The sequence below is a fragment of the Brevundimonas sp. UBA2503 genome (assembly GCF_002341485.1).
Classification (GTDB): domain Bacteria; phylum Pseudomonadota; class Alphaproteobacteria; order Caulobacterales; family Caulobacteraceae; genus Brevundimonas; species Brevundimonas halotolerans.
This window is the reverse complement of the sequence record NZ_DDOD01000016.1, coordinates 28229-46038: the sequence shown is the minus strand read 5'-3', so window position 1 is coordinate 46038 and position 17810 is coordinate 28229. Positions and strand designations below refer to the sequence as shown.

23 protein-coding genes are annotated in these 17810 nt (G+C 67.6%); 22 read left to right on the top strand and 1 reads right to left on the bottom strand.

Annotated features, from left to right (window positions below):
* Positions 1-3: 3 nt before the first annotated feature.
* Genes B4K74_RS07720 through B4K74_RS07700 form a run of 5 tightly spaced genes read left to right on the top strand, consistent with a single transcriptional unit; the run spans position 4 to position 3789 of the window.
* Positions 4-768 carry an enoyl-CoA hydratase gene (locus B4K74_RS07720; RefSeq protein WP_286692451.1) on the top strand — a complete coding sequence of 255 codons (765 nt, stop codon included), beginning with the start codon at positions 4-6 and terminating at the stop codon, positions 766-768.
* A 51-nt stretch (positions 769-819) separates the two neighbouring features.
* Positions 820-1332 carry a GNAT family N-acetyltransferase gene (locus tag B4K74_RS07715; RefSeq protein ID WP_123287276.1) on the top strand — a complete coding sequence of 171 codons (513 nt, stop codon included), beginning with the start codon at positions 820-822 and terminating at the stop codon, positions 1330-1332.
* Between the two features lie 41 nt (positions 1333-1373).
* The gene (locus B4K74_RS07710; RefSeq protein ID WP_286692450.1) at positions 1374-1934 is read left to right on the top strand and encodes a DUF1285 domain-containing protein; all 561 of its coding nucleotides are present in this window, start codon (positions 1374-1376) and stop codon (positions 1932-1934) included.
* A gap of 14 nt (positions 1935-1948) precedes the next feature.
* Positions 1949-2572 carry a CoA pyrophosphatase gene (locus tag B4K74_RS07705; RefSeq protein ID WP_286692449.1) on the top strand — a complete coding sequence of 208 codons (624 nt, stop codon included), beginning with the start codon at positions 1949-1951 and terminating at the stop codon, positions 2570-2572.
* On the top strand, positions 2569-3789 hold the full coding sequence (locus B4K74_RS07700) for a CCA tRNA nucleotidyltransferase (RefSeq protein WP_286692448.1): 1221 nt from the start codon (positions 2569-2571) through the stop codon (positions 3787-3789). The genes B4K74_RS07705 and B4K74_RS07700 overlap by 4 nt, the downstream gene beginning before the upstream one ends.
* Here B4K74_RS07700 and B4K74_RS07695 read toward each other — a convergent pair.
* Positions 3774-4751 carry an endonuclease/exonuclease/phosphatase family protein gene (locus B4K74_RS07695; RefSeq protein ID WP_286692447.1) on the bottom strand — a complete coding sequence of 326 codons (978 nt, stop codon included), beginning with the start codon at positions 4749-4751 and terminating at the stop codon, positions 3774-3776. The genes B4K74_RS07700 and B4K74_RS07695 overlap by 16 nt on opposite strands.
* A gap of 51 nt (positions 4752-4802) precedes the next feature.
* Here B4K74_RS07695 and B4K74_RS07690 point away from each other — a divergent pair, with 51 nt between their 5' ends.
* From B4K74_RS07690 to B4K74_RS07610, 17 genes are all read left to right on the top strand, one after another.
* On the top strand, positions 4803-5261 hold the full coding sequence (locus B4K74_RS07690; RefSeq protein WP_286692446.1) for a DUF4112 domain-containing protein: 459 nt from the start codon (positions 4803-4805) through the stop codon (positions 5259-5261).
* A gap of 80 nt (positions 5262-5341) precedes the next feature.
* Positions 5342-5899 (top strand): sigma-70 family RNA polymerase sigma factor, encoded by a 558-nt coding sequence (locus B4K74_RS07685; protein WP_123287266.1) that lies wholly within the window; start codon positions 5342-5344, stop codon positions 5897-5899.
* The gene (locus tag B4K74_RS07680) at positions 5896-6612 is read left to right on the top strand and encodes an anti-sigma factor domain-containing protein (protein WP_286692445.1); all 717 of its coding nucleotides are present in this window, start codon (positions 5896-5898) and stop codon (positions 6610-6612) included. The genes B4K74_RS07685 and B4K74_RS07680 overlap by 4 nt, the downstream gene beginning before the upstream one ends.
* A gap of 256 nt (positions 6613-6868) precedes the next feature.
* A complete protein-coding gene (locus B4K74_RS07675; protein ID WP_286692444.1) occupies positions 6869-8263 on the top strand; it encodes a DUF2793 domain-containing protein in 1395 nt (464 codons plus the stop codon).
* Positions 8260-8424: a hypothetical protein gene (locus tag B4K74_RS07670; RefSeq protein WP_164461923.1), complete on the top strand. Its 165-nt coding sequence runs from the start codon at positions 8260-8262 to the stop codon at positions 8422-8424. The genes B4K74_RS07675 and B4K74_RS07670 overlap by 4 nt, the downstream gene beginning before the upstream one ends.
* On the top strand, positions 8421-8696 hold the full coding sequence (locus B4K74_RS07665) for a hypothetical protein (RefSeq protein ID WP_286692443.1): 276 nt from the start codon (positions 8421-8423) through the stop codon (positions 8694-8696). Before B4K74_RS07670 ends, B4K74_RS07665 begins: the two co-directional genes overlap by 4 nt.
* Complete coding sequence (locus tag B4K74_RS07660; RefSeq protein ID WP_286692442.1) at positions 8693-9079, top strand: M15 family metallopeptidase; 387 nt, start codon at positions 8693-8695, stop codon at positions 9077-9079. Before B4K74_RS07665 ends, B4K74_RS07660 begins: the two co-directional genes overlap by 4 nt.
* A complete protein-coding gene (locus B4K74_RS07655; protein ID WP_286692441.1) occupies positions 9076-9570 on the top strand; it encodes a hypothetical protein in 495 nt (164 codons plus the stop codon). Before B4K74_RS07660 ends, B4K74_RS07655 begins: the two co-directional genes overlap by 4 nt.
* Positions 9557-9679 (top strand): hypothetical protein, encoded by a 123-nt coding sequence (locus B4K74_RS07650; RefSeq protein WP_260155146.1) that lies wholly within the window; start codon positions 9557-9559, stop codon positions 9677-9679. Before B4K74_RS07655 ends, B4K74_RS07650 begins: the two co-directional genes overlap by 14 nt.
* A gap of 210 nt (positions 9680-9889) precedes the next feature.
* A complete protein-coding gene (locus tag B4K74_RS07645) occupies positions 9890-10720 on the top strand; it encodes a flagellin (protein WP_123287260.1) in 831 nt (276 codons plus the stop codon).
* Positions 10721-10812: 92 nt separating this feature from the next.
* On the top strand, positions 10813-11094 hold the full coding sequence (locus B4K74_RS07640; RefSeq protein WP_123287258.1) for a flagellar protein FlaG: 282 nt from the start codon (positions 10813-10815) through the stop codon (positions 11092-11094).
* Between the two features lie 134 nt (positions 11095-11228).
* A complete protein-coding gene (locus B4K74_RS07635) occupies positions 11229-12062 on the top strand; it encodes a flagellin (RefSeq protein WP_286692440.1) in 834 nt (277 codons plus the stop codon).
* Positions 12063-12329: 267 nt separating this feature from the next.
* Positions 12330-15053 carry a transcriptional regulator gene (locus B4K74_RS07630; protein WP_286692439.1) on the top strand — a complete coding sequence of 908 codons (2724 nt, stop codon included), beginning with the start codon at positions 12330-12332 and terminating at the stop codon, positions 15051-15053.
* Between the two features lie 88 nt (positions 15054-15141).
* Positions 15142-15807 (top strand): hypothetical protein, encoded by a 666-nt coding sequence (locus B4K74_RS07625; RefSeq protein ID WP_123287253.1) that lies wholly within the window; start codon positions 15142-15144, stop codon positions 15805-15807.
* Positions 15804-16247: a hypothetical protein gene (locus B4K74_RS07620; protein WP_286692438.1), complete on the top strand. Its 444-nt coding sequence runs from the start codon at positions 15804-15806 to the stop codon at positions 16245-16247. The genes B4K74_RS07625 and B4K74_RS07620 overlap by 4 nt, the downstream gene beginning before the upstream one ends.
* 90 nt (positions 16248-16337) lie before the next feature.
* On the top strand, positions 16338-16829 hold the full coding sequence (ssb, locus tag B4K74_RS07615; RefSeq protein ID WP_286692437.1) for a single-stranded DNA-binding protein: 492 nt from the start codon (positions 16338-16340) through the stop codon (positions 16827-16829).
* 72 nt (positions 16830-16901) lie between these two features.
* Positions 16902-17810, top strand: coding sequence for a DMT family transporter (locus tag B4K74_RS07610; RefSeq protein WP_286692436.1), 909 nt, complete (start codon positions 16902-16904; stop codon positions 17808-17810).

Sequence of the window (17810 nt, the reverse complement as noted above, 5' to 3'; positions counted from 1 at the left end):
GTCGTGTCCGAGAGCATCCAAACAGACCTGTCCGACGGTGTCCTGACGGTGACGCTGAACCGTCCGGAAAAGAAGAACGCGATCACCCAGGCCATGTATGAGGCGCTGGCCGCGGCGACCGAGCGCTGCCGCACCGACGACGCGATCCGGGTGATGTTGATCCGGGCCGAGGGCGACAGCTTTTCGGCGGGCAATGACATTGCCGACTTCATCGCCCTGGGCTCGCAGGCGTCTTCGCCGTCGGACATGGCGGTGTTCCGCTTCCTGAAGGCGCTGGCCGATCTGGACAAACCGCTGGTCGCGGCGGTCAAGGGCCGGGCGGTCGGCATCGGCACCACCCTGCTGCTGCACTGTGACATGGTGGTGGTGGCCGAGGATGCCCTGCTGTCGGTGCCCTTCATCAATCTGGCGCTGGCGCCCGAGGCGGCGTCCAGCCTGCTGCTGCCCCGTGTGATCGGTCACCAGAGGGCCTTCGAGATGTTCGCGCTGGGCCAGCCGGTCGATGGACGCACGGCCCTGGCCTGGGGGCTGGCCAACCGTGCCGTTGCTGCCGATGCCGTGGACGAGACGGCGCGGGATCTGGCTCGTCAGCTGGCGGCGCGGGCGCCCAATTCGATCCGCAAGACCAAGGCCCTGATGCGGGACGCCGAGGACATGTGGTCGCTGATGCAGCGCGAGGGCGAGGCCTTTGGCAGCCAGATGACAAGCCCCGAGGCCATGGAGGCCTTCATGGCCTTCACGCAAAAGCGCGCCCCGAATTTCGGCTGACATAAATCGGCGATTGCGTCCGTGGCCTGTGCCCTGTAGCAGCGCGCGCCTATGGCCGAGCCCCGCACCCTGATCCCGGATGACGCGCCCCTTTCGGGGGCTGCGGTCGTGCGCGCCGAGCAGGCCGGAGATGCCGGGATCATCGACCGGATCGTGCTGGAGGCCTTTGGCCCCGGACGGTTCGCCAAGACAGCCGAGCGTCTGCGCGAAGGCGCCGGGATCGAAGCCGGCTTCGTCGCTTGTCTGGACGGGCGGGTGGTCGGCAGTGTGCGGCTGTGGCGGATCCGGGTAGGGGAGACGCCCTGTCTGTTTCTGGGGCCCATCGCCGTTCAGCGGTCAGAGCGCAGCGAGGGGCTGGGCGCGGCGCTGGTGCAGGCCTGTATCGATCAGGCCCGGGCCGGCGGGTCAGCGGGCATATTGCTGGTCGGGGATGCGCCCTATTTCGGGCGGTTCGGCTTTGCCCGGACCGGGGGGGTGACCATGCCCGGACCGGTCGATCCGGCGCGGCTGTTGTGGTTGCCGGTGATGGCCGAGACAGTCGCCGGTTCGGTGACGATCGGCTGAAGCGACTTTGCGACCGGCGTCGCAGGTCCTAAGTCTGGGGGATGACAGACAAGAAGACAAAGGGTCTGGACGCGCTGGCGCAGCTGGCCGAGGAACAGGGCGGTCGCGGCCTGCCGCCGGTGCATCTGTGGCATCCCGAGCATTGCGGTGACATCGACATTGTCATCCAGGCCGATGGCATCTGGATGCATGAGGGCACGCCCATCGGCCGGCCCGAACTGACGCGGCTGTTCTCGACGGTGCTGAGGAAGGACCCGGACGGCTATCATCTGGTCACGCCGGTCGAAAAGCTGAAGATCACGGTCGAGGACCTGCCGTTCCGGGCGATCACGCTGAAGGACGTCGAGGGGCATCTGGTGTTCGACACCGATCAGGGTGACACGGTGATCGCCGGGGCGGAGCATCCGATTGTGGTCGAGACCGATCCGGCGACCGAGGAGCCCGCGCCGCGCCTGCATGTGCGGGCGGACCTGTGGGCGCGGATCAGCCGGTCGCTGTTCTATGAGCTGGTCGAGCGCGCCCGCCCGGTCGAGGGGCGGCTGTCGGTGCGGTCCGGCGAGGCGGTGTTTGCGCTGGGACGCGTCGGGGCGGGGGTGGAATGACGGACGCGGCGAGATTGAAGGCCCGTCTGGTGAAGGCGCTGGACCCCGCGGGAGGGGCCGGTGCCGAGGTGGCTGCGCGGTCCGACTTTGATCTCAACCCGGGGGCCGAGCGCCCGGCACGACAGCTGCGCCCAGCGGCGGTGCTGATCCTGATCATCGCAGAGGGGGAGGAGCCGCGCGTACTGATGACCCGGCGGTCGGACAGTCTGGCCAGCCATACCGGCCAGATCGCCTTTCCCGGCGGTCGGCTGGACCCCGGCGAGACGACGGTCGAAGCGGCGCTCCGCGAGGCGCGCGAGGAAGTCGCACTGTCGTTAGAGGGTATCGAGGTTCTGGGGCTGGCCGACCGCTATGAAACCGGGACGGGGTTTCTGGTCACGCCGGTGGTCGCCTGGGTGACGGCCGCGCCCCGGACCGAGCCAAATCCTGAGGAGGTGGCCGAGGTGTTCGAAGTGCCGTGGGCCTTCCTGATGGACTCCGCCAATCACCGGCAGGATCACTATGAGCTGGAGGGACAGCCGCGCCGCTATTTCTGGGCCATGCCCTATGGCGAACGCTACATCTGGGGCGTGACGGCGGGCATTCTGAGGGCCCTGCACGACCGGCTGGATGGCGGGAAAGACGAGGCGGCGGCATGAGTGCCCCCTCGCTGGCTGATGCGCCCTGGCTGACGGCGGCAGCCACCCGCAAGGTCATAGCCGCGCTGGAAGCTGAAGGCGGGCCCGATGTGGCGCGCTTCGTCGGCGGCTGTGTTCGGAACAGCCTGATGGGGCGACCGGTCGATGATGTGGACATCGCCACGCGGCTGCAGCCCGAGGCGGTGATGGCGGCGCTGAAGGCTGCGGGACTGAAGGCAGTGCCGACGGGGCTGGACCACGGCACGGTGACGGCTGTGGCCGACAGCCAGCCGTTTGAGATCACCACCCTGCGGCGCGATGTGACGACCGACGGACGGCGGGCCACGGTCGTCTTCACCCCAGACTGGGCCGAGGATGCCGGGCGCCGGGATTTCCACATCAACGCCCTCTATGCCGATGGCGAAGGACGGGTGTTCGATCCGACCGGACAGGGGCTGGCCGACATCGCCGCCCGGCGCGTGGTGTTCGTCGGGGATGCCGGACGCCGTATCCGCGAGGATCGGCTGCGGATTCTGCGCTTTTTCCGGTTTCATGCCTGGTATGGCGCTGGTGATCCGGATGCGGCCGGTCTGGCGGCCTGTGTCGAAGAGGCGGGTGGGCTGAGCGAACTGTCGGCCGAGCGGGTGTCGAAGGAGTTGCTGAAACTACTGGCAGCATCCGACCCCGTGCCGACGGTCGAGGTGATGGCGCATACAGGCATCCTCGCGCACCTGTTGCCCGAGGCCAGGACGCTGGAGGCGTTCCGGGCCATGGCGGCGGTGACCGGCGATCCCTTGCAGCGCCTGTCGTCCCTGCTGCCAGCTTCGGCAGAGGCGCTGGACGCCGCGGCGAGAGGCCTGCGCCTGTCCAATCGCGAGATGGCGCGGCTGCAGGGCCTGATCGGGCCAAAGCTGGATCTGGAGACCTTGGCGGACCGGCAGGTACGGGCGCTGGTCTATGGGGAGGGGCGGCAGGCGGCGGGCGATCGGCTGGTTCAGGCACTCTCGCGAAAGCCGGAGCAGAGAGGCCGCTATGACGCGCTGGTCGATCTGGTCCAGACATGGTCGGTGCCGCGCCTGCCCGTGGGGGGGCGCGAGGTCGCGGCGCTGGGCGTGGCGCCGGGTCCCGAAACCGGCGCCCTGCTGAAGGCGTTCGAGGCCGACTGGGTCGCCGAGGACTTCCCGGAAACGGGCCATGTAGAGCGGCTGAAGGCCCTGCGGGATCAGCGCGAGGGCTGAGGGCGGGCCCGGGTGATGCGGGTGACGACGGGGTAGTGATCCGAGCCCATCCGCTTGCCAATGCGACGTGACAGGAAGACCAGATCGTCGGATCGCCACTGGTGATCGATTCCGATCCCCAGCCACGAGGGCAGTTCCGTCGGCCAGGTGCCGGGCCAGGCGCCGGCGGGGGTCAGGCCGGTCTGCGCCTTGATCAGGCGACCGATGCGGGCGCTGGAGACGGTGTTGAAGTCCCCCGCGACAAGAATGGGGTCGGTCACACCCTCGAGGCGATCCGCAAGTAGTTCGGCCTGAATTATCTGTCCCCATTGATACTGGAACGGCCAGGGCCGGGTCAGGTGCACGCCCACCAGATGCAGCGGCCCCAGCGGGGTTTCGGCCCGTGCGTGCAGGGCCGAAAGCTGGTCGCGAGGCATTTGGACGGGCGACAGGGGATAGCGCGAGGCGATGATGACGCTGCCCCGCGCGCCCGGGGGGACCACAGTCTCCGAAGCCCTTTGGTGGGGGTGGTCCGCGAGGATGAGGTCACGGGCCGCGAAGGCGGCGGGGCTGACCTCGATCAGGATGACGATGTCGGCCCGGGCCTGTCGCACGCTGGCGGCTATCGCCTCCACGTCGCTGTTGTCCGCATTCAGATTGGCCGAGTAAACGGTGAGGACGGGGGCAGCCCGGTCAGGCTGGCCGTGGCGCGGTTCGGCCTGGGGCAGGACGGCAGCGACGCAGATCAACAGCCCTGCGAGGGCCACCAGCATGAGCGGCGGGCGCTTGAGGAAGGCCACCAGAACGACAGCGGCGACACACCCCACCATGGCGGGGGCCGTGAACTGGGCGACGATATCGACCCAGCGGTGGCCGATGCCGCTGAAATGCGCCAGCCCCGGGATCAACCAGGGCCCGATCAGGATCAGGCACACCAGAACTGGCCAGACAGAAAGAAATATCGCCTTGAGTCTTGCCATCATGATGAACGTCGGTCTCCGTGGTGCGTTGGGGGAGCGGGGCAGGAGGGCACCATGGTCAAATCGGTCGCTGACGTCGAGAACGTCTGGCTCAGTGTTGAGCGCATCAAGAAGATTTCCGACCGGGTGATCGGTATCGGACCGTTCGGTCTGGGGCTGGACGCGCTTCTGACATGGATCCCGGGTCTGGGCACCATCTACACCGTCGGGGCGGGCGGCTGGCTGATCATCCTGGGCCTGCGGGTCAAGGCAGGGCCCGGGACCCTTGCCCGCATGCTGGGTTATCTGACCGTCGATACGATCACGGGAACCGTGCCGATTGCGGGCGATGCCATCGACGCCCTGTTCCCGGGTCACCTGCTGGCGGCCAAAGCTCTGCAAAAGCACATTGAATCGACTCACTGGGTCGAGATGTCGGAACGCGAGGCCCGGGATCAGGGGGTCTTTGACACCCACCGCGAGGAAATGAAGCAGGACCGCAAGCTGAAGCGGGTCGTTTATCTGGGCGACTGAGACCGGCTTTGCCGCCGAAGGGATTGACGAAGCAGGCTCCCCTCCGCCTATTGGCGCCCTTGGGGTCGGCAGGAGACCGAATGACCGCTGTATTCGATCGTGATGCCCTGTCCGAAGCGCTCGGACAGACCGGTCAGGGGGACCGTGCGGCGTTTCGCCGTGTGTATGAAGCGACCTCTGCGAAGCTGATGGGCGTATGCCTGCGTATCTTGTCTGACCGGCAGTTGGCCGAGGACGTGATGCAGGAGATTTATCTGACCGTGTGGAACAAGGCCGCCAGTTTTGACCCCGGCCGCGCCAGTCCCATCACGTGGCTGGTGACGATCGCACGGAACCGGTCGATCGACCGGCTGCGCTCGGGGGCCATCGCGCGCAACAGCGTGCCGGTGGATGCGGCCTATGACCTGGCCGATGGCGCGCCCTCGGCCCTGGACCACATCGAACTGGCGGATGACGCCGGGCGTCTGGGCGTATGCCTCGATGAACTCGACGAAAAGGTCAGCCGCGTTATCCGCACCGCCTTTTTCGAGGGCGTCACCTATGAGGTTCTGGCCCAGCGCGAAGAGACGCCGCTCGGCACGATGAAAAGCTGGATTCGCAGGGGGCTGCTGAAACTGAGGAGCTGTCTGGAACAATGACCGCTTCGAACGACGACGATCGCATCGCGCGGGCCGGCGAATATGCCCTGCGGGTTCTGAGCCCGGCGGAGGAGGCCGCAGCGCACGCCGAGGCTGCGCGGGACCCCGTCTTTGGGGCCGAAGTAGACCGCTGGAATGACCAGCTGAGCCATATGGCGGACGGTATTGCCCCGGTGCAACCGTCGGCAAGCCTGTGGCCGCGCATCCTCGCGGCGACGGGCGGGGCGGCGAACGACAATGCTGTCACCTTCTGGCGCCGCTGGGCCATCGGCTCGACAGGCCTGCTGGCCGCCAGTCTGGCGGCCGTCGCCATCATGATCGCCACGCCTGCGCCTGCGCCCGATCCGGCCACCACGCCGGTCGCCGGGTCGATTACGAGGGTCGCAACGCTCAAGCTGGACAACGGCGTCACCGCCCTGACCCTGGCTTATGACAGCGCCACGGGTGAGCTGTATCTGGCCCCGACGCGCGAGATGGAAGGCGACACGCGGATCCCGCACCTGTGGCTGGTCCTGCCGAACGAGGGCGGCGTGCAACTGGTCGGCGCCATCGACGGTCATGACACCTCGCGGCACAATCTCGAGGGCGTGATCGTGGGTCAGGCCACAGAGGCCATTGCGGTCGCCGTGTCCATGGAAGAGCCGGGTCATACGCCCAATCCGGATCGTCCCGATGGCCCGGTGGTTGCCGAAGGCGAGTTCCAGCCGCTGTAGATCGCATCCGTCCGCGGCGGATCGCCGTAGCTGTGGGTGACGACAGACGGGCATGGCCTCCTTTGTTTGACTGTCGTCCAGCGGGGAGGCTCCCGTCCCTTCCATTGCCTCCTCGCTGCCCCGGGACGGTTGAATGTGCGTGCTGCGCTCCAGACATTTCACCAAAACAACGCGCTCGTCTTTTGGCGCAGCGATCTTCCCGACCGGGTCGCCAGGTTGATCACACTGCTTCCGAGGATTTTTCGGGAGATTGGTGATGAGCGATACGAGCGCACGGCTGGGCCTGCCCTATCTGGCGGCCGGGCAGATGCAGAAACATGTGACCCTGAACGAGGCGCTGACCCGGCTGGATGGTCTGGTGCAGTGCTGCGTCACGAGCCGCAGTCTGGTGACCCAGCCGACCGAGCCCGCGGATGGCGCCCTCTACATCCTGCCGGACGGGGCCGAGGGGGCGGCGTGGTCGTTGCATCCAGCGGGCAGTCTGATGCGGAGGGAAGGCGGCGGCTGGATCCGGGTGACCGCTCCAGCCGGGCTGATCGCCGTGATCGTCGATACGGGCGAGATCGTGGTCCGGCACGCGGCGGACTGGACGCCGCTCGCGGCCTTTCTCGGCGAACTTCAGAACCTTGAGCGGCTGGGCATCGGTGCCACAGCGGATGCGGCCAATCCCTTTCTGGCAAAGCTGAACTCGGCGCTGTGGACGGCTCGCGAGACCGGCGACGGTGGCACGGGTGACCTGAGGCTGGTGCTGAACAAGGCCGGTCCGGCCGAGGTGCTGTCGCTGATCCTGCAGAGCGGTTGGTCGGGGCGGGCCGAGCTGGGCCTGATCGGCGAGGATGCCTTTGGCCTGAAGGTCAGCGCCGACGGCTCGGCCTGGACCGAGGCGATGAAGGTCGATCCGGGGACGGGCCGGGTCAGTTTTCCGCGAGGCGCGACCCGACGCGAGGCGACGGTGGTCACCGAGGATGCCAGCTGGTCCCCGCCGGAGTGGGCGCGCTGGATCGAGGCGACGGTCGTGGCGGCCGGCGGTGGCGGAGGTGCCGGTGGCTGGGGGGCGAGCGGGACCGAGCGACCGGGCGGTGGTGGCGGCGGCGGCGGGGGCGTGAGCCACACGGTCTGGGCCACCGACAGCCTGCCGGGTGCGCTGTACCTGACGGTGGGGGTCGGGGGTGCCGCCGGTATGGACGGCGGACTCTCTCGCATCCTGTCGGACGGGGTGCAATTGCTCGCCGCCGGGGGCGGTCAGGGCGGAGCGCCCGGGGGCGCGGGAGGCGAAGCCGGGGCGACAGGTGGCGGTCTCTGGTCCGGCGTCTCGGGCGGTTCCGGGGGCGCGGGAGGCGCCTTGAGCGCAGCCGATGTCATCTCGGCGGCCGACGACGGAGACGCGGGATCAGCCCTGCTGCGCCCGGCCGAGGGCGGTGCGGGCGGAAGTGACGCTCCCGGCAGTTCAGGCACATCGGTCAGCGAGCCGGTTCACGGTCCAGGTGGCGGCGGTGGGGGCGGGGGCGACGCCTCGCTGACTGTCGGCCATGCGGGCGGTGCAGGCGGTCTTTATGGCGCAGGCGGGGGAGGCGGTGGCGCTGGTGTGACGGCGGGCGGCACGGGCGGGGCGGGGGCGGATGGCCTGATCGTTCTGGTGGCGGTCGGATGACCCGGCGCGTGAACACCCGGGCACCGCAGGATCGGGGCCTGCCCCTGCTGGATGCCGAGATGTGGGAGGCCCCGGCCCACCTGACACTGGAAGACTGTCTGGACGAGATCGCCGGCGAGTTGGGTGGCCCGGAGCGTAGAGAAAGGGAGGACGAGCTTTGAACGATACCCCGACCCTGAACACACAGGACGCATCGCTGGCTGAAGGACGTTGGCTGTGGCGGCGGCTGTTCGTCTTTCTGACCAGTCTGGCGCTGTGGGCGCTGGTGCACCGGGCAGTCGAGCGGGCGCCGGTTGAGGCCCTGCAAGACATTGTCGAACGGCTGTTGATGCTGATCGCCCTGATCACCCTGCTGTATCTGGTGGCGCCGACCGCCCAGCAGCTGGTGGCGCTGAGCGTGCGATTCCGGATCGGGGCGGGAGGTCGGCCATGAGCTATCGCTTTTCCGCCCGCTCGCGCCGCGCGCTGGCGGGGGTTCACCCCGATCTGGTTGCCGTGGCCGAGGCGGCCCTGACGCTGTCGCCTGTCGACTTCATGGTGACCGAGGGCCTGCGGTCCCCGGCGCGACAGGCGGCGCTGGTCAAGGCGGGGGCCAGCCGGACGCTCAACTCGCGCCATCTGACCGGGCACGCGGTGGACGTCGCGGCGGTCATTGATGGACAGGTGCGGTGGGACTGGCCGCTGTATCCCCGGATTGCCGCCGCCTTCAAACAGGCCGCGCGCGAGCGCGGCGTGAAGATCGTCTGGGGTGGAGACTGGCCGCGCCTGCGCGACGGTCCGCATTTCGAGCTGGACCGGAAGGTCTATCCAGCATGAGGGCGCTGCGGTCGTGGAGCTGGGTCATCGTCGGCCTGGTCGCTGTCGGGCTGGTGCTGGCAGCGGGGCGTGGGCTGGGCCTGCGCTGGGACCCGTTCGATCTGCAGGGGCGCAGGCTGGAGGCGGCCCGGTCCCGGGCGGTCGCAGCTGAGGCTGACGCCCATGCCCGTCGGGCCGAGCGGGACGGCGACCGCATGGTCAGCCGCGAGACCGAAGCTGTCCGTCAAACCGAAATCGAGGTCGGGCGCGTGACCGCCACGGCCATCCAGCAGGCAAGAGAGGCCGATGATGCCGATACGCCCCTGGCGCCCGATCGGGTGCGCCGTCTTGATGACCATGACCGCGAGCTGTGCCGGCACGCGCCCGCCCTCTGTGCCGGAGCCGGTACGCCTGACCCTGCCGGTCGAGGCGACGCGGCCCTGCCGCCTCGTCACGCTGGGACCATCGCCCACGCTCGCGGATCTGGAGACGGCCTATATGGCGCGCGGTGAGGCTCTGGTGGCCTGTGATGCGGCGCGTCGACTGGCGGTCGCGACCCTGATGGCCGAACGGGCGGCACAGGCCGTGGCCGAAGGCTCGAACCGGCAAAAATTGCCGTGAGCCCGGCAGTTTCTGCCGTTTTTTGGTCGAGCCCGGCAGAAACTGCCGGGTCAGAGGCGTGGTTAAGGCAACCTAACGTATATAATACAATGACTTGGGATTTGGCCCCGAAAGGCGGCGGTGGCGCTGGTCTTGCTTGTCAGTGAACCGAGCAAAATGCTCCCGGCAGCCAAAATGGCGTCGGACACCTTAGAAACAAGGAATATCGGTATGCCGCTGAACAGCGTCAACACGAACACGGGCGCCATGATCGCCCTGCAGAACCTGCAATCCACCAATGCCGAACTCGGTGTGGTCCAGTCGCGCATCAACACCGGCAAGAAGGTGTCGAACGCCAAGGACAACGGCGCCATCTGGGCCATCGCCCAGGGCCAGCGTTCGGAAATCGGTGCTCTGAACGCCGTCAAGGACAGCCTGCAACGCGGCCAATCCGCAGTTGACGTCGGCATTGCCGCCGGCGAGTCGGTCTCCGAGCTACTGATCCAGCTGAAGGAAAAGGCTCTGGCCGCTAGCGACACCTCGCTGACGACCTCCGCCCGCAGCGCCCTGAACGAGGACTTCAAGTCGATCCGTGACCAGATCACGACCGTCGTCTCCAATGCCAAGTTCAACGGCGTCAACCTGCTGGACAACTCGATGACGGCGGGCTTCAAGGCTCTGTCGAATGCGACCGGGTCGACCATCACGGTGCAGGATGAAAACCTGTCCCTGGGTGGCGCCAATGTGACCCTGTCCGCCACGGCAACCATCGGCACCTCGACCCTCGCAGCCACGGCTTTGGGTGTGATCAACACCTCGATCGACAATGTCTCCGGCGCTCTCGCGCGTCTGGGCACGGGTTCCAACTCCCTCAGCACTCACCTGAAGTTCGTGAGCAAGCTGCAGGACAGCCTGGAAACCGGCGTGGGCAACCTGGTCGATGCCGATCTGGCCAAGGAAAGCGCCCGACTGCAAGCGCTGCAAACCAAGCAACAGCTGGGTGTGCAGGCTCTGTCGATCGCCAACTCCTCGACCTCCATCCTGCTCGGACTGTTCCGCTAAGGAGCGATCTCAGGGGCGGGGGCGTTCGCGTCCCCGCCCCGTCGTCCGAGCCTTGAACCGGAGACGTCGGCTCAATTCCGACGCAGGGAGACATGGATACACATGCGAAGATAAGGCCCATCAACGCGACCGTTGCCCCCGCGGGTTCTGCCGCCGGGGGTGATTTCAACCAGTCCCGCGCCTCTCAAGAGGCAGACAGGGCGGCCCGCTACAAACTGGTCATCGAGCAAGGCGCCCGCAAAGGCGTCTTTATCTACAAGGTGCTCGACCGTGAGACCGGTGAAGTGGTGCGCCAGCTGCCCCGGGAAGAGGTAATCCGGTTGAAGGACCAGAACGGCTATGCGGCCGGCGCGGTGATCGACACCACCGCCTGAGGGGTCAGCAATTCAGTTCTCAGGCCACGCAGGGGGTGCCCAGCGTGGTTAAACGTCGTGGTTATCGCGCGTTAACCATGTGCAAATGAAATCATCCCTAGCCTGTCGTCACATCAGCGAGAGGCCCGATTCGGATGACGAACAGCGTCCACACCAACACTTCAGCGGCAATCGCCCTGCAGAACCTGACCACGACCAACAATCGGTTGAGCGATGTCCAGGGCCGGATCAGCACCGGGCTGAAGGTTCAGGGAGCCAAGGACAATGCCGCCATCTGGGCCATCGCCCAGGGGCAGCGCGCCGACATCGGCGCCCTCTCGGCCGTCAAGCAGAGCCTGGATCGCGCGACCTCGATCGCGGATGTCGCCCTGTCGGCCGGTGAGTCCGTTTCCGACCTGCTGAACCAGCTCAAGGAAAAGGTCGTCGCGGCCAAGGATGAGTCGCTGGGCACCCAGTCCCGCAAGCTTCTGGATGCCGACTTCAAGGCCCTGCTGCGTGCGCTGCAGTCGTCGGTTCAGAACGCCAGCTTCGATGGCGGCAATATTCTGGACGGCAGCCTGACGAACGGCATCAAATTCCTGGCCAATGCGGACGCCAGCTCGTCGATCACCCTGTCCAGCAAGGATCTGAGCCTGAGCGGCTCGATCATCAGTCTGTCGCTGTCGGATTCACTTCTGACCCTGACCGGGGCGACCAATGCCCTGACGGCGCTCGACAGCTCGATCACGGCGCTGAACTCGGCGCTGGGCGAGATTGGCGCGCAGGCCAAGCAGATCGAGGCGCACAACATCTTTGTGACCAAGCTGGTCGATACGCTGGAGTCGGGTGTCGGCAATCTGGTCGATGCCGATCTGGCCAAGGAGAGCGCCCGGCTTCAGGCCCTGCAGGTCCAGCAGCAGCTGGGAGCCCAAGCCCTGTCGATCGCCAACCAGGCGCCGCAGGTCATCCTGTCGCTGTTCCGCAGCTAGGGCATCAGCCCCGCTAATTACCCTTGTCAGGGCAGGCCGGAGCGTCCGATCAGAATCGGGGCCGGCCGGCTCCGACGCTCGGTCCGGCTGGTGAAGCCGTACAGGGACAGGAATGAATACAGCAGCCTACTCAACACAACCATGGACGTAAGCTCCATCGGGCCGTTTCAGCGAACGTGCCATTAACCCTTAGGACGATTCGGGGTTCCGTGGACGGACGTTAACGCTTCATTGCGACGCAGCCGTCAGGGTGGCGAAGAGCGCGCCATGATCGACAACAGCTATCTTCTGGGCCTGTTCGGAGGCACTTCGACCTTCTCCTCTGGAGGAGCGCTTGGCGCGTCCACGCTCGCCCCGAAAAAGGCCCAGCCGACACCGCCCTGGTCGTCCGGTGCCGTCGTCCCTGAGGCGGATACGCTGGTCCGCTCGGCGCTGGGCGGTCGACGCCTGATTGATGAGAATGCGGCCAAGCTGGATGTGACCTCGGCGTCCGAGGATTACCGCCGGCTGTTCGCCCTCTATCAGGGGCTGGAAAGCCTGAACGCTCTGGCCAACCGCGCCGGAGTCAAGGGCGTCAGCAACACGGAACTGTCGCTGATCACCAAGCGGTTCGATCAGGGGCTCAAGGAAATCAGCAGCTATGTCGCCTCGGCCCCGCTCCAGGACGTGCGGCTGGTCGCCGGGGTCACCGAGTCACTCAGCAAGACCAGTGCCGGTGTACGGCGGGACTCTGCCATCTCGATCACTTCGCCCATCCACGAGGGCGATGTCGTGAGCCCGGTGACGGCGTTCGAGGGCGCGGTCGTCTTCGACATCAACGTCAAACGGCTGAATGACACCCATACGGTTCGGATCGACCTGTCCGAGATGGGCACCGCGCCGCGCACCCTGGGGGCGGTGACGGCCCATATCAACGACAAGCTTCAGGCTGCCGGTCTGGAGACACGGATCGGGCGAGAGCGGCAGGCGGCGGAGGTCCGCACCCTGCAGGTCGGCGGCCGCACCGTGACCCTGCCGGCGGGCCCGGACCTGTGGTCGCTGGCCATACGCGGGGTGTCGACTGAGGCTGTGTCCTTCTCGGCGCCAGATCCGTCGGACGCCGTCTATGTGGTGCAGGGAACGGGGACCGGCGGCGCGCACGAAGTGCTGAAGTTCCAGGCCGATACGGCCACCGCCACGACCGAAGCCAGCGCGCGCATCGGCGAGACCCAGTGGGTCGACGGACGCGTGTCCCAGACGCCGCTGCCCGAGGGCATCAAGACCGTCCGGGCCAGCGCGACCGGGCCGGACGGCGCCCTGTGGCTGGTGGCCGATATGGAGGAGGGCCCGGGCAATCTGCCGATCAAGGGCCAGTCCGATGTCGCCCTGATCAAGCTGGACTCCGCAGGCCGCGTGGTCAGCACCCGGGCACTGGGCGCTGCCGATCAGGCGTCCGGCTATGCGCTGGCGGTCGACGATGCGGGACGGGTCGCCGTCGCGGGCTCGGTGACCGGCTCCCTTATACCTGGCCAGAGCGGCGATGTGGCCGGGGAGGTCGACAGCTTCGTCACAATGTACGACGCCAATGGTCAGGAACTCTGGACCCAGCGTCGCGGCGCACGGGCCGCAGACGAGGCCACTGGAGTGAAATTCAGCGCGGATGGCCAGGTGATCGTCACGGGCCGTGCGAAGTCGGCCATGCCGGGCGCGGCCGGGATCGGGGGCTGGGACTCCTATGTGCAGGCCTTCACCAGCAGCCAGCCCTATCCGACCGCAGCCTGGACCGCGACGGTCGACGGGACCGTCCAGTTCGGCAGTACGGGCGATGATGCCGTCCAGGCGACGGCGGTCAACGGCAACAGCCTCTATACCGCCGGGGAGGAAGACGGACGTCTGATCGTGCGCCGTTTCCAGCTGACAGCCGGGGGCGAGCCGCAGCTGCTGTCAACGCGCGACCTCGGGGTCATGAACGGTTCGGTCAAGGGTCTGCAGGTCGATCAGGGGCAGGTGATCGTCGCGGGTGTCACCCGCAATGCGGCGCTGGGCGTCGGAACCGTCAATCAGGCGCACAACGGCGGGCTCGATGCCTTTGTCGCCGTGCTGTCGGAGGATCTGACGGCATCCGGCGCCGAGCGGCTGACCTATATCGGCACCGAGAATGAGGATGCGGTCTCGGACGTCAAACTGCTGGACGGCAAGCTGTGGATGACCGGGACGTCTGCCCGCTCGGTGACGGCCGAGGACGACGATCCCGTGCAGGGCTATCTCAGTCGCGTTGATCCGCTGACCGGGGCCGTCGAGTGGAGCCGCAGCTGGGCCGGACAGAATGAGCAGGCGGCGCCGCTCACCCTGGCCGTCGCCAGCGGGGCCAGCAGTGTGCTGGACCGACTGGGCCTGCCCTCCGGAGAGATTGTGCAGAGCGAGTCCAAGAAGCTGGTCGATGCCACCGCGCTGCGCGTGGGTGACCGGTTCTCGGTGGTGCCGGCCTCGGGCGGACGGGCGGTGGCGGTGACCATTGATGCCCGCGATACCCTTCAGACCCTGGCGCGCAAGATCGAGCTGGCATCCGGTGCTCGCCTCAAGGTCACGGTCGCCTCGGAGAGTGCTACGGCGGAGAATGCCCGCGAGGGGCTGAATGCGGTGCTGGCGGGGGTGCAGCGTCTGTCGATCACTGCCCGCGATGGCCGCGAGGGCGCGGTTCTGGTGTCGGGTGAGCCAGGGCGCGATGCCCTTGCCGGTCTGGGCCTTTCCGCAGGCTTCATCGGACCGACGGCGACCAAGGATGGTCCCAGGACCTTCGGGCTGGATCTGCCCCAGGCGCTGAGCCTGCTGACCGAGGAGGCCCGCACCGCATCAGGAGAGCGCCTGCAGGCCGCAATGAAGGCGGTCCGCGACGCCTATCGGTCGCTGGCCCCCGCATCGACCAGCAATGCGACCTCCGGGCCGGTTCCTGCCTATCTTACGGCTCAGTTGGCAAACTATCAGGCGGCCTTGGCCCGACTGGGTGGCTAAGACGGTGGATCGGGCCGAAGGCGGTTGACGCCAGAGGGCCGGTCGGGGTTATTGGTCGCCTTCGCTAGTTCCTGTCGAGCCCCGCCGCATGGCCACCCCTCCTGATAACCGTATCATCCTGGCGATCGGTGCCGGTCTGGCCGTGATCGCGGCCATCGTGCTGGCGCTGATCTTCACACGCGGCGGCGGCGAAGAGGCGCCGGAGGGCCCCAGGGGCAACCTTCAGGTCGACGTGGCCGAGCCTCAATCGCTGGAGCCGACGCGCGAACTGCGCTGCTTCGTCGAGGGGCAGTTCGTCGGCATGCTGACGCTGGATCAATGCGCCCAGCGCAATGGTCTGGCGACCGAGGCCCTGGATGTCGGCCTCGACGAAACCGGTGCCTTGGTTGCGGCCCCGACCGCGTCGCTGGCGCCGCCGCCGACCCTGCCCCCGATCGAGGTCGAGGACGTCCCGCCGATCGTCGAGACGCCGGTTGAGCGCGCCGAAGCCCCCTCGGGCCCGACGGCGGCCTGTCTGCGCCACACGGGATCGGACTGGCGCTCGCTGTCCAGTTCCATGGGCCGGGAGGCCTGTGTGCAGCTTCTGTATTCGGGCACCTGTGTGCGCCCCGGTGAGGCGCGGTACGGGCGGTGGGGTGACCTGACCCTGCGGCTGGTGCCCGGGCGGGTGGAACAGTCCTCGGACAACGCCAACTTCCGCACCCTGGCCGAGCAGGACCGCAGGACCTGCACCTTCCCGGGGATGGGCGGATGAGAGCGCTTCTTTCAACGATGATCCTGGGTGCGGCGACGGCCGGTCTGGCGGCCTGCACCAATGCGTTCGAGGCGCCCTATGACGCGGGGGTCTGCTACTATGTCGTCCCCGGCGAGACCGAGGGCGAGGACCCCAAGTTGAATGTCGTGGCGCGCGACCAGCCCCAGATCGAACTGTGCGCCGCGCGGCTCGAGGAGATGCGGGTCCGGTTCCTGCGGATGGGCGGCACGAACCGCGAGATCATCGGGGCCTATCAGGGGCAGTTCATCTTCATCGACCCGCAGGGCGTGAAGTTCGGCAAGACCCTGACCGGGGCGCGCTTCTTCGCCCTGGCCCGCACCGGCGACGGGCGGCTGGCCGTTCCGGGCGCCATCGTGCGCGACGAGGACGGGCGACCCGTGGCGGTTGCCGAAAATCCCCCGACCGCGCCCGCGCAATAGTCCCGCGTGGCTTGACGCCGGGCCCCCGTTGGTCGAGAACATTAACAGAACAAATGACCCGCGAGAGGGTCCGAGAAACGGAGTTGGAAGATGGCGGGCAGCGTCAACAAGGTCATTCTGATCGGCAATCTGGGCAAGGATCCGGAGATCCGCACCCTCAACAGCGGCGACCGGGTCTGCAATCTGCGGATCGCGACGTCCGAGTCCTGGCGCGACAAGACCTCCGGCGAGCGCAAGGAGAAGACCGAGTGGCACCAGGTGGTCATCTTCAACGAAAACATCGTCAAGGTGGCCGAGAACTACCTGAAGAAGGGCTCGACCGTGTACATCGAGGGCTCGCTGACCACCCGCAAATACACCGACCAGCAGGGCGTCGAGAAGTACACGACCGAGGTCGTGATCCAGCGCTTCAACGGCAATCTGACCATGCTGGGCGGTCGCGGTGACGGCGGCGGTTCGGGCGGCGGCGGCGGCGGCGGTCGCGGGGACGATGACTACGGCTCGGGATTCTCCTCGGGGGGCCAGTCGCGGCCGTCGGGTCCGAAGGAGAACTACGACCTCAACGACGACATCCCCTTCTAGGTCACAGGTCCTGAAACCGTCCGTCACCGCTGTTGACGGGCGGACGGGGCGGAACTGTGCCAAGAGCGGCGCGTGACCCAGACCCGCCCCCTGATTCCCCATGATCTGAGCCTTCTGGAGATCGCGGCCATCGTGGCCGTGATCGTCATCTGGGGCGTGAACAATGCGGCGGCCAAGGTGGCGACCGACTCCCTGCCGCCGTTGATGACGGGGTCGATGCGGTTCGCCCTGACGGCCCTGTGCCTGACCGCCTTCATCCGTCCGCCCTTCCCGAACTGGAAGAGCCTGCTGCTGATCGTGGGTGTGGGCGGACCGCTGCACTACGGGCTGATCTATGTGGCCTTCTGGCTGGCGGATGACGTCAGTCCGGTGTCGGTGGCGGCCCAGCTGTGGATCCCGTTCACGGCCCTGTTCGCCTTCCTCCTGCTGGGCGAGCGGCTGAAGCGGCCGGCGCTGGCAGGGCTGGCGGTGGCCTTCGTCGGCGTGGTGTGGATGTCGGCCGACCCCCATGTGCTGCAGGACTGGGACGCCATCCTGGTCGGCATCGGCGCGGCGGCGGCCTGGGCCCTGACGACGGTGATCGCGCGGCGCACGACCTCGATCCCGCCGCTGAAGATGCAGGGCCTTCTGGCCATGGTGACGATGCCCGTGCTGGCTCTGGCCTCGCTGGCCTTTGAGCGCGACCAGATGGCCGCCGCGATGACCGCGCCGCCGATCGCCTGGGCCTCGGTGCTGTGGGGCGGGCTGGCCTCGTCTGTCGTGGCCACCACCCTGGTCTTCTGGCTGGTCCAGCGGCGCGAGGCCGGGCGGGTGACCCCCTATCTGCTGGCGACGCCGGTCGTCTCGATCTTGATCGGCTGGGGCCTGATGGGCGATGTGTTGACGCCCCAGATCCTGACCGGGGCGGCCCTGACCATGGGCGGGGTGGCGATCGTCGCCCTGGCCGAGCGCGGCCTGCGCGCCGGAGCGGCCAAGGCCTAG

Coding starts and splice junctions, on each gene's coding strand:
- B4K74_RS07630 (WP_286692439.1), top strand. CDS start 12,330: ATGATCGACAACAGCTATCTTCTGGGCCTGTTCGGAGGCACTTCGACC.
- B4K74_RS07690 (WP_286692446.1), top strand. CDS start 4,803: ATGGTCAAATCGGTCGCTGACGTCGAGAACGTCTGGCTCAGTGTTGAG.
- B4K74_RS07670 (WP_164461923.1), top strand. CDS start 8,260: ATGACCCGGCGCGTGAACACCCGGGCACCGCAGGATCGGGGCCTGCCC.
- B4K74_RS07710 (WP_286692450.1), top strand. CDS start 1,374: ATGACAGACAAGAAGACAAAGGGTCTGGACGCGCTGGCGCAGCTGGCC.
- B4K74_RS07695 (WP_286692447.1), bottom strand. CDS start 4,751: ATGATGGCAAGACTCAAGGCGATATTTCTTTCTGTCTGGCCAGTTCTG.
- B4K74_RS07645 (WP_123287260.1), top strand. CDS start 9,890: ATGCCGCTGAACAGCGTCAACACGAACACGGGCGCCATGATCGCCCTG.
- B4K74_RS07685 (WP_123287266.1), top strand. CDS start 5,342: ATGACCGCTGTATTCGATCGTGATGCCCTGTCCGAAGCGCTCGGACAG.
- B4K74_RS07640 (WP_123287258.1), top strand. CDS start 10,813: ATGGATACACATGCGAAGATAAGGCCCATCAACGCGACCGTTGCCCCC.
- B4K74_RS07715 (WP_123287276.1), top strand. CDS start 820: ATGGCCGAGCCCCGCACCCTGATCCCGGATGACGCGCCCCTTTCGGGG.
- B4K74_RS07635 (WP_286692440.1), top strand. CDS start 11,229: ATGACGAACAGCGTCCACACCAACACTTCAGCGGCAATCGCCCTGCAG.
- B4K74_RS07700 (WP_286692448.1), top strand. CDS start 2,569: ATGAGTGCCCCCTCGCTGGCTGATGCGCCCTGGCTGACGGCGGCAGCC.
- B4K74_RS07625 (WP_123287253.1), top strand. CDS start 15,142: ATGGCCACCCCTCCTGATAACCGTATCATCCTGGCGATCGGTGCCGGT.
- B4K74_RS07680 (WP_286692445.1), top strand. CDS start 5,896: ATGACCGCTTCGAACGACGACGATCGCATCGCGCGGGCCGGCGAATAT.
- B4K74_RS07655 (WP_286692441.1), top strand. CDS start 9,076: ATGAGGGCGCTGCGGTCGTGGAGCTGGGTCATCGTCGGCCTGGTCGCT.
- B4K74_RS07660 (WP_286692442.1), top strand. CDS start 8,693: ATGAGCTATCGCTTTTCCGCCCGCTCGCGCCGCGCGCTGGCGGGGGTT.
- B4K74_RS07620 (WP_286692438.1), top strand. CDS start 15,804: ATGAGAGCGCTTCTTTCAACGATGATCCTGGGTGCGGCGACGGCCGGT.
- B4K74_RS07650 (WP_260155146.1), top strand. CDS start 9,557: ATGGCGCGCGGTGAGGCTCTGGTGGCCTGTGATGCGGCGCGTCGACTG.
- B4K74_RS07675 (WP_286692444.1), top strand. CDS start 6,869: ATGAGCGATACGAGCGCACGGCTGGGCCTGCCCTATCTGGCGGCCGGG.
- ssb (WP_286692437.1), top strand. CDS start 16,338: ATGGCGGGCAGCGTCAACAAGGTCATTCTGATCGGCAATCTGGGCAAG.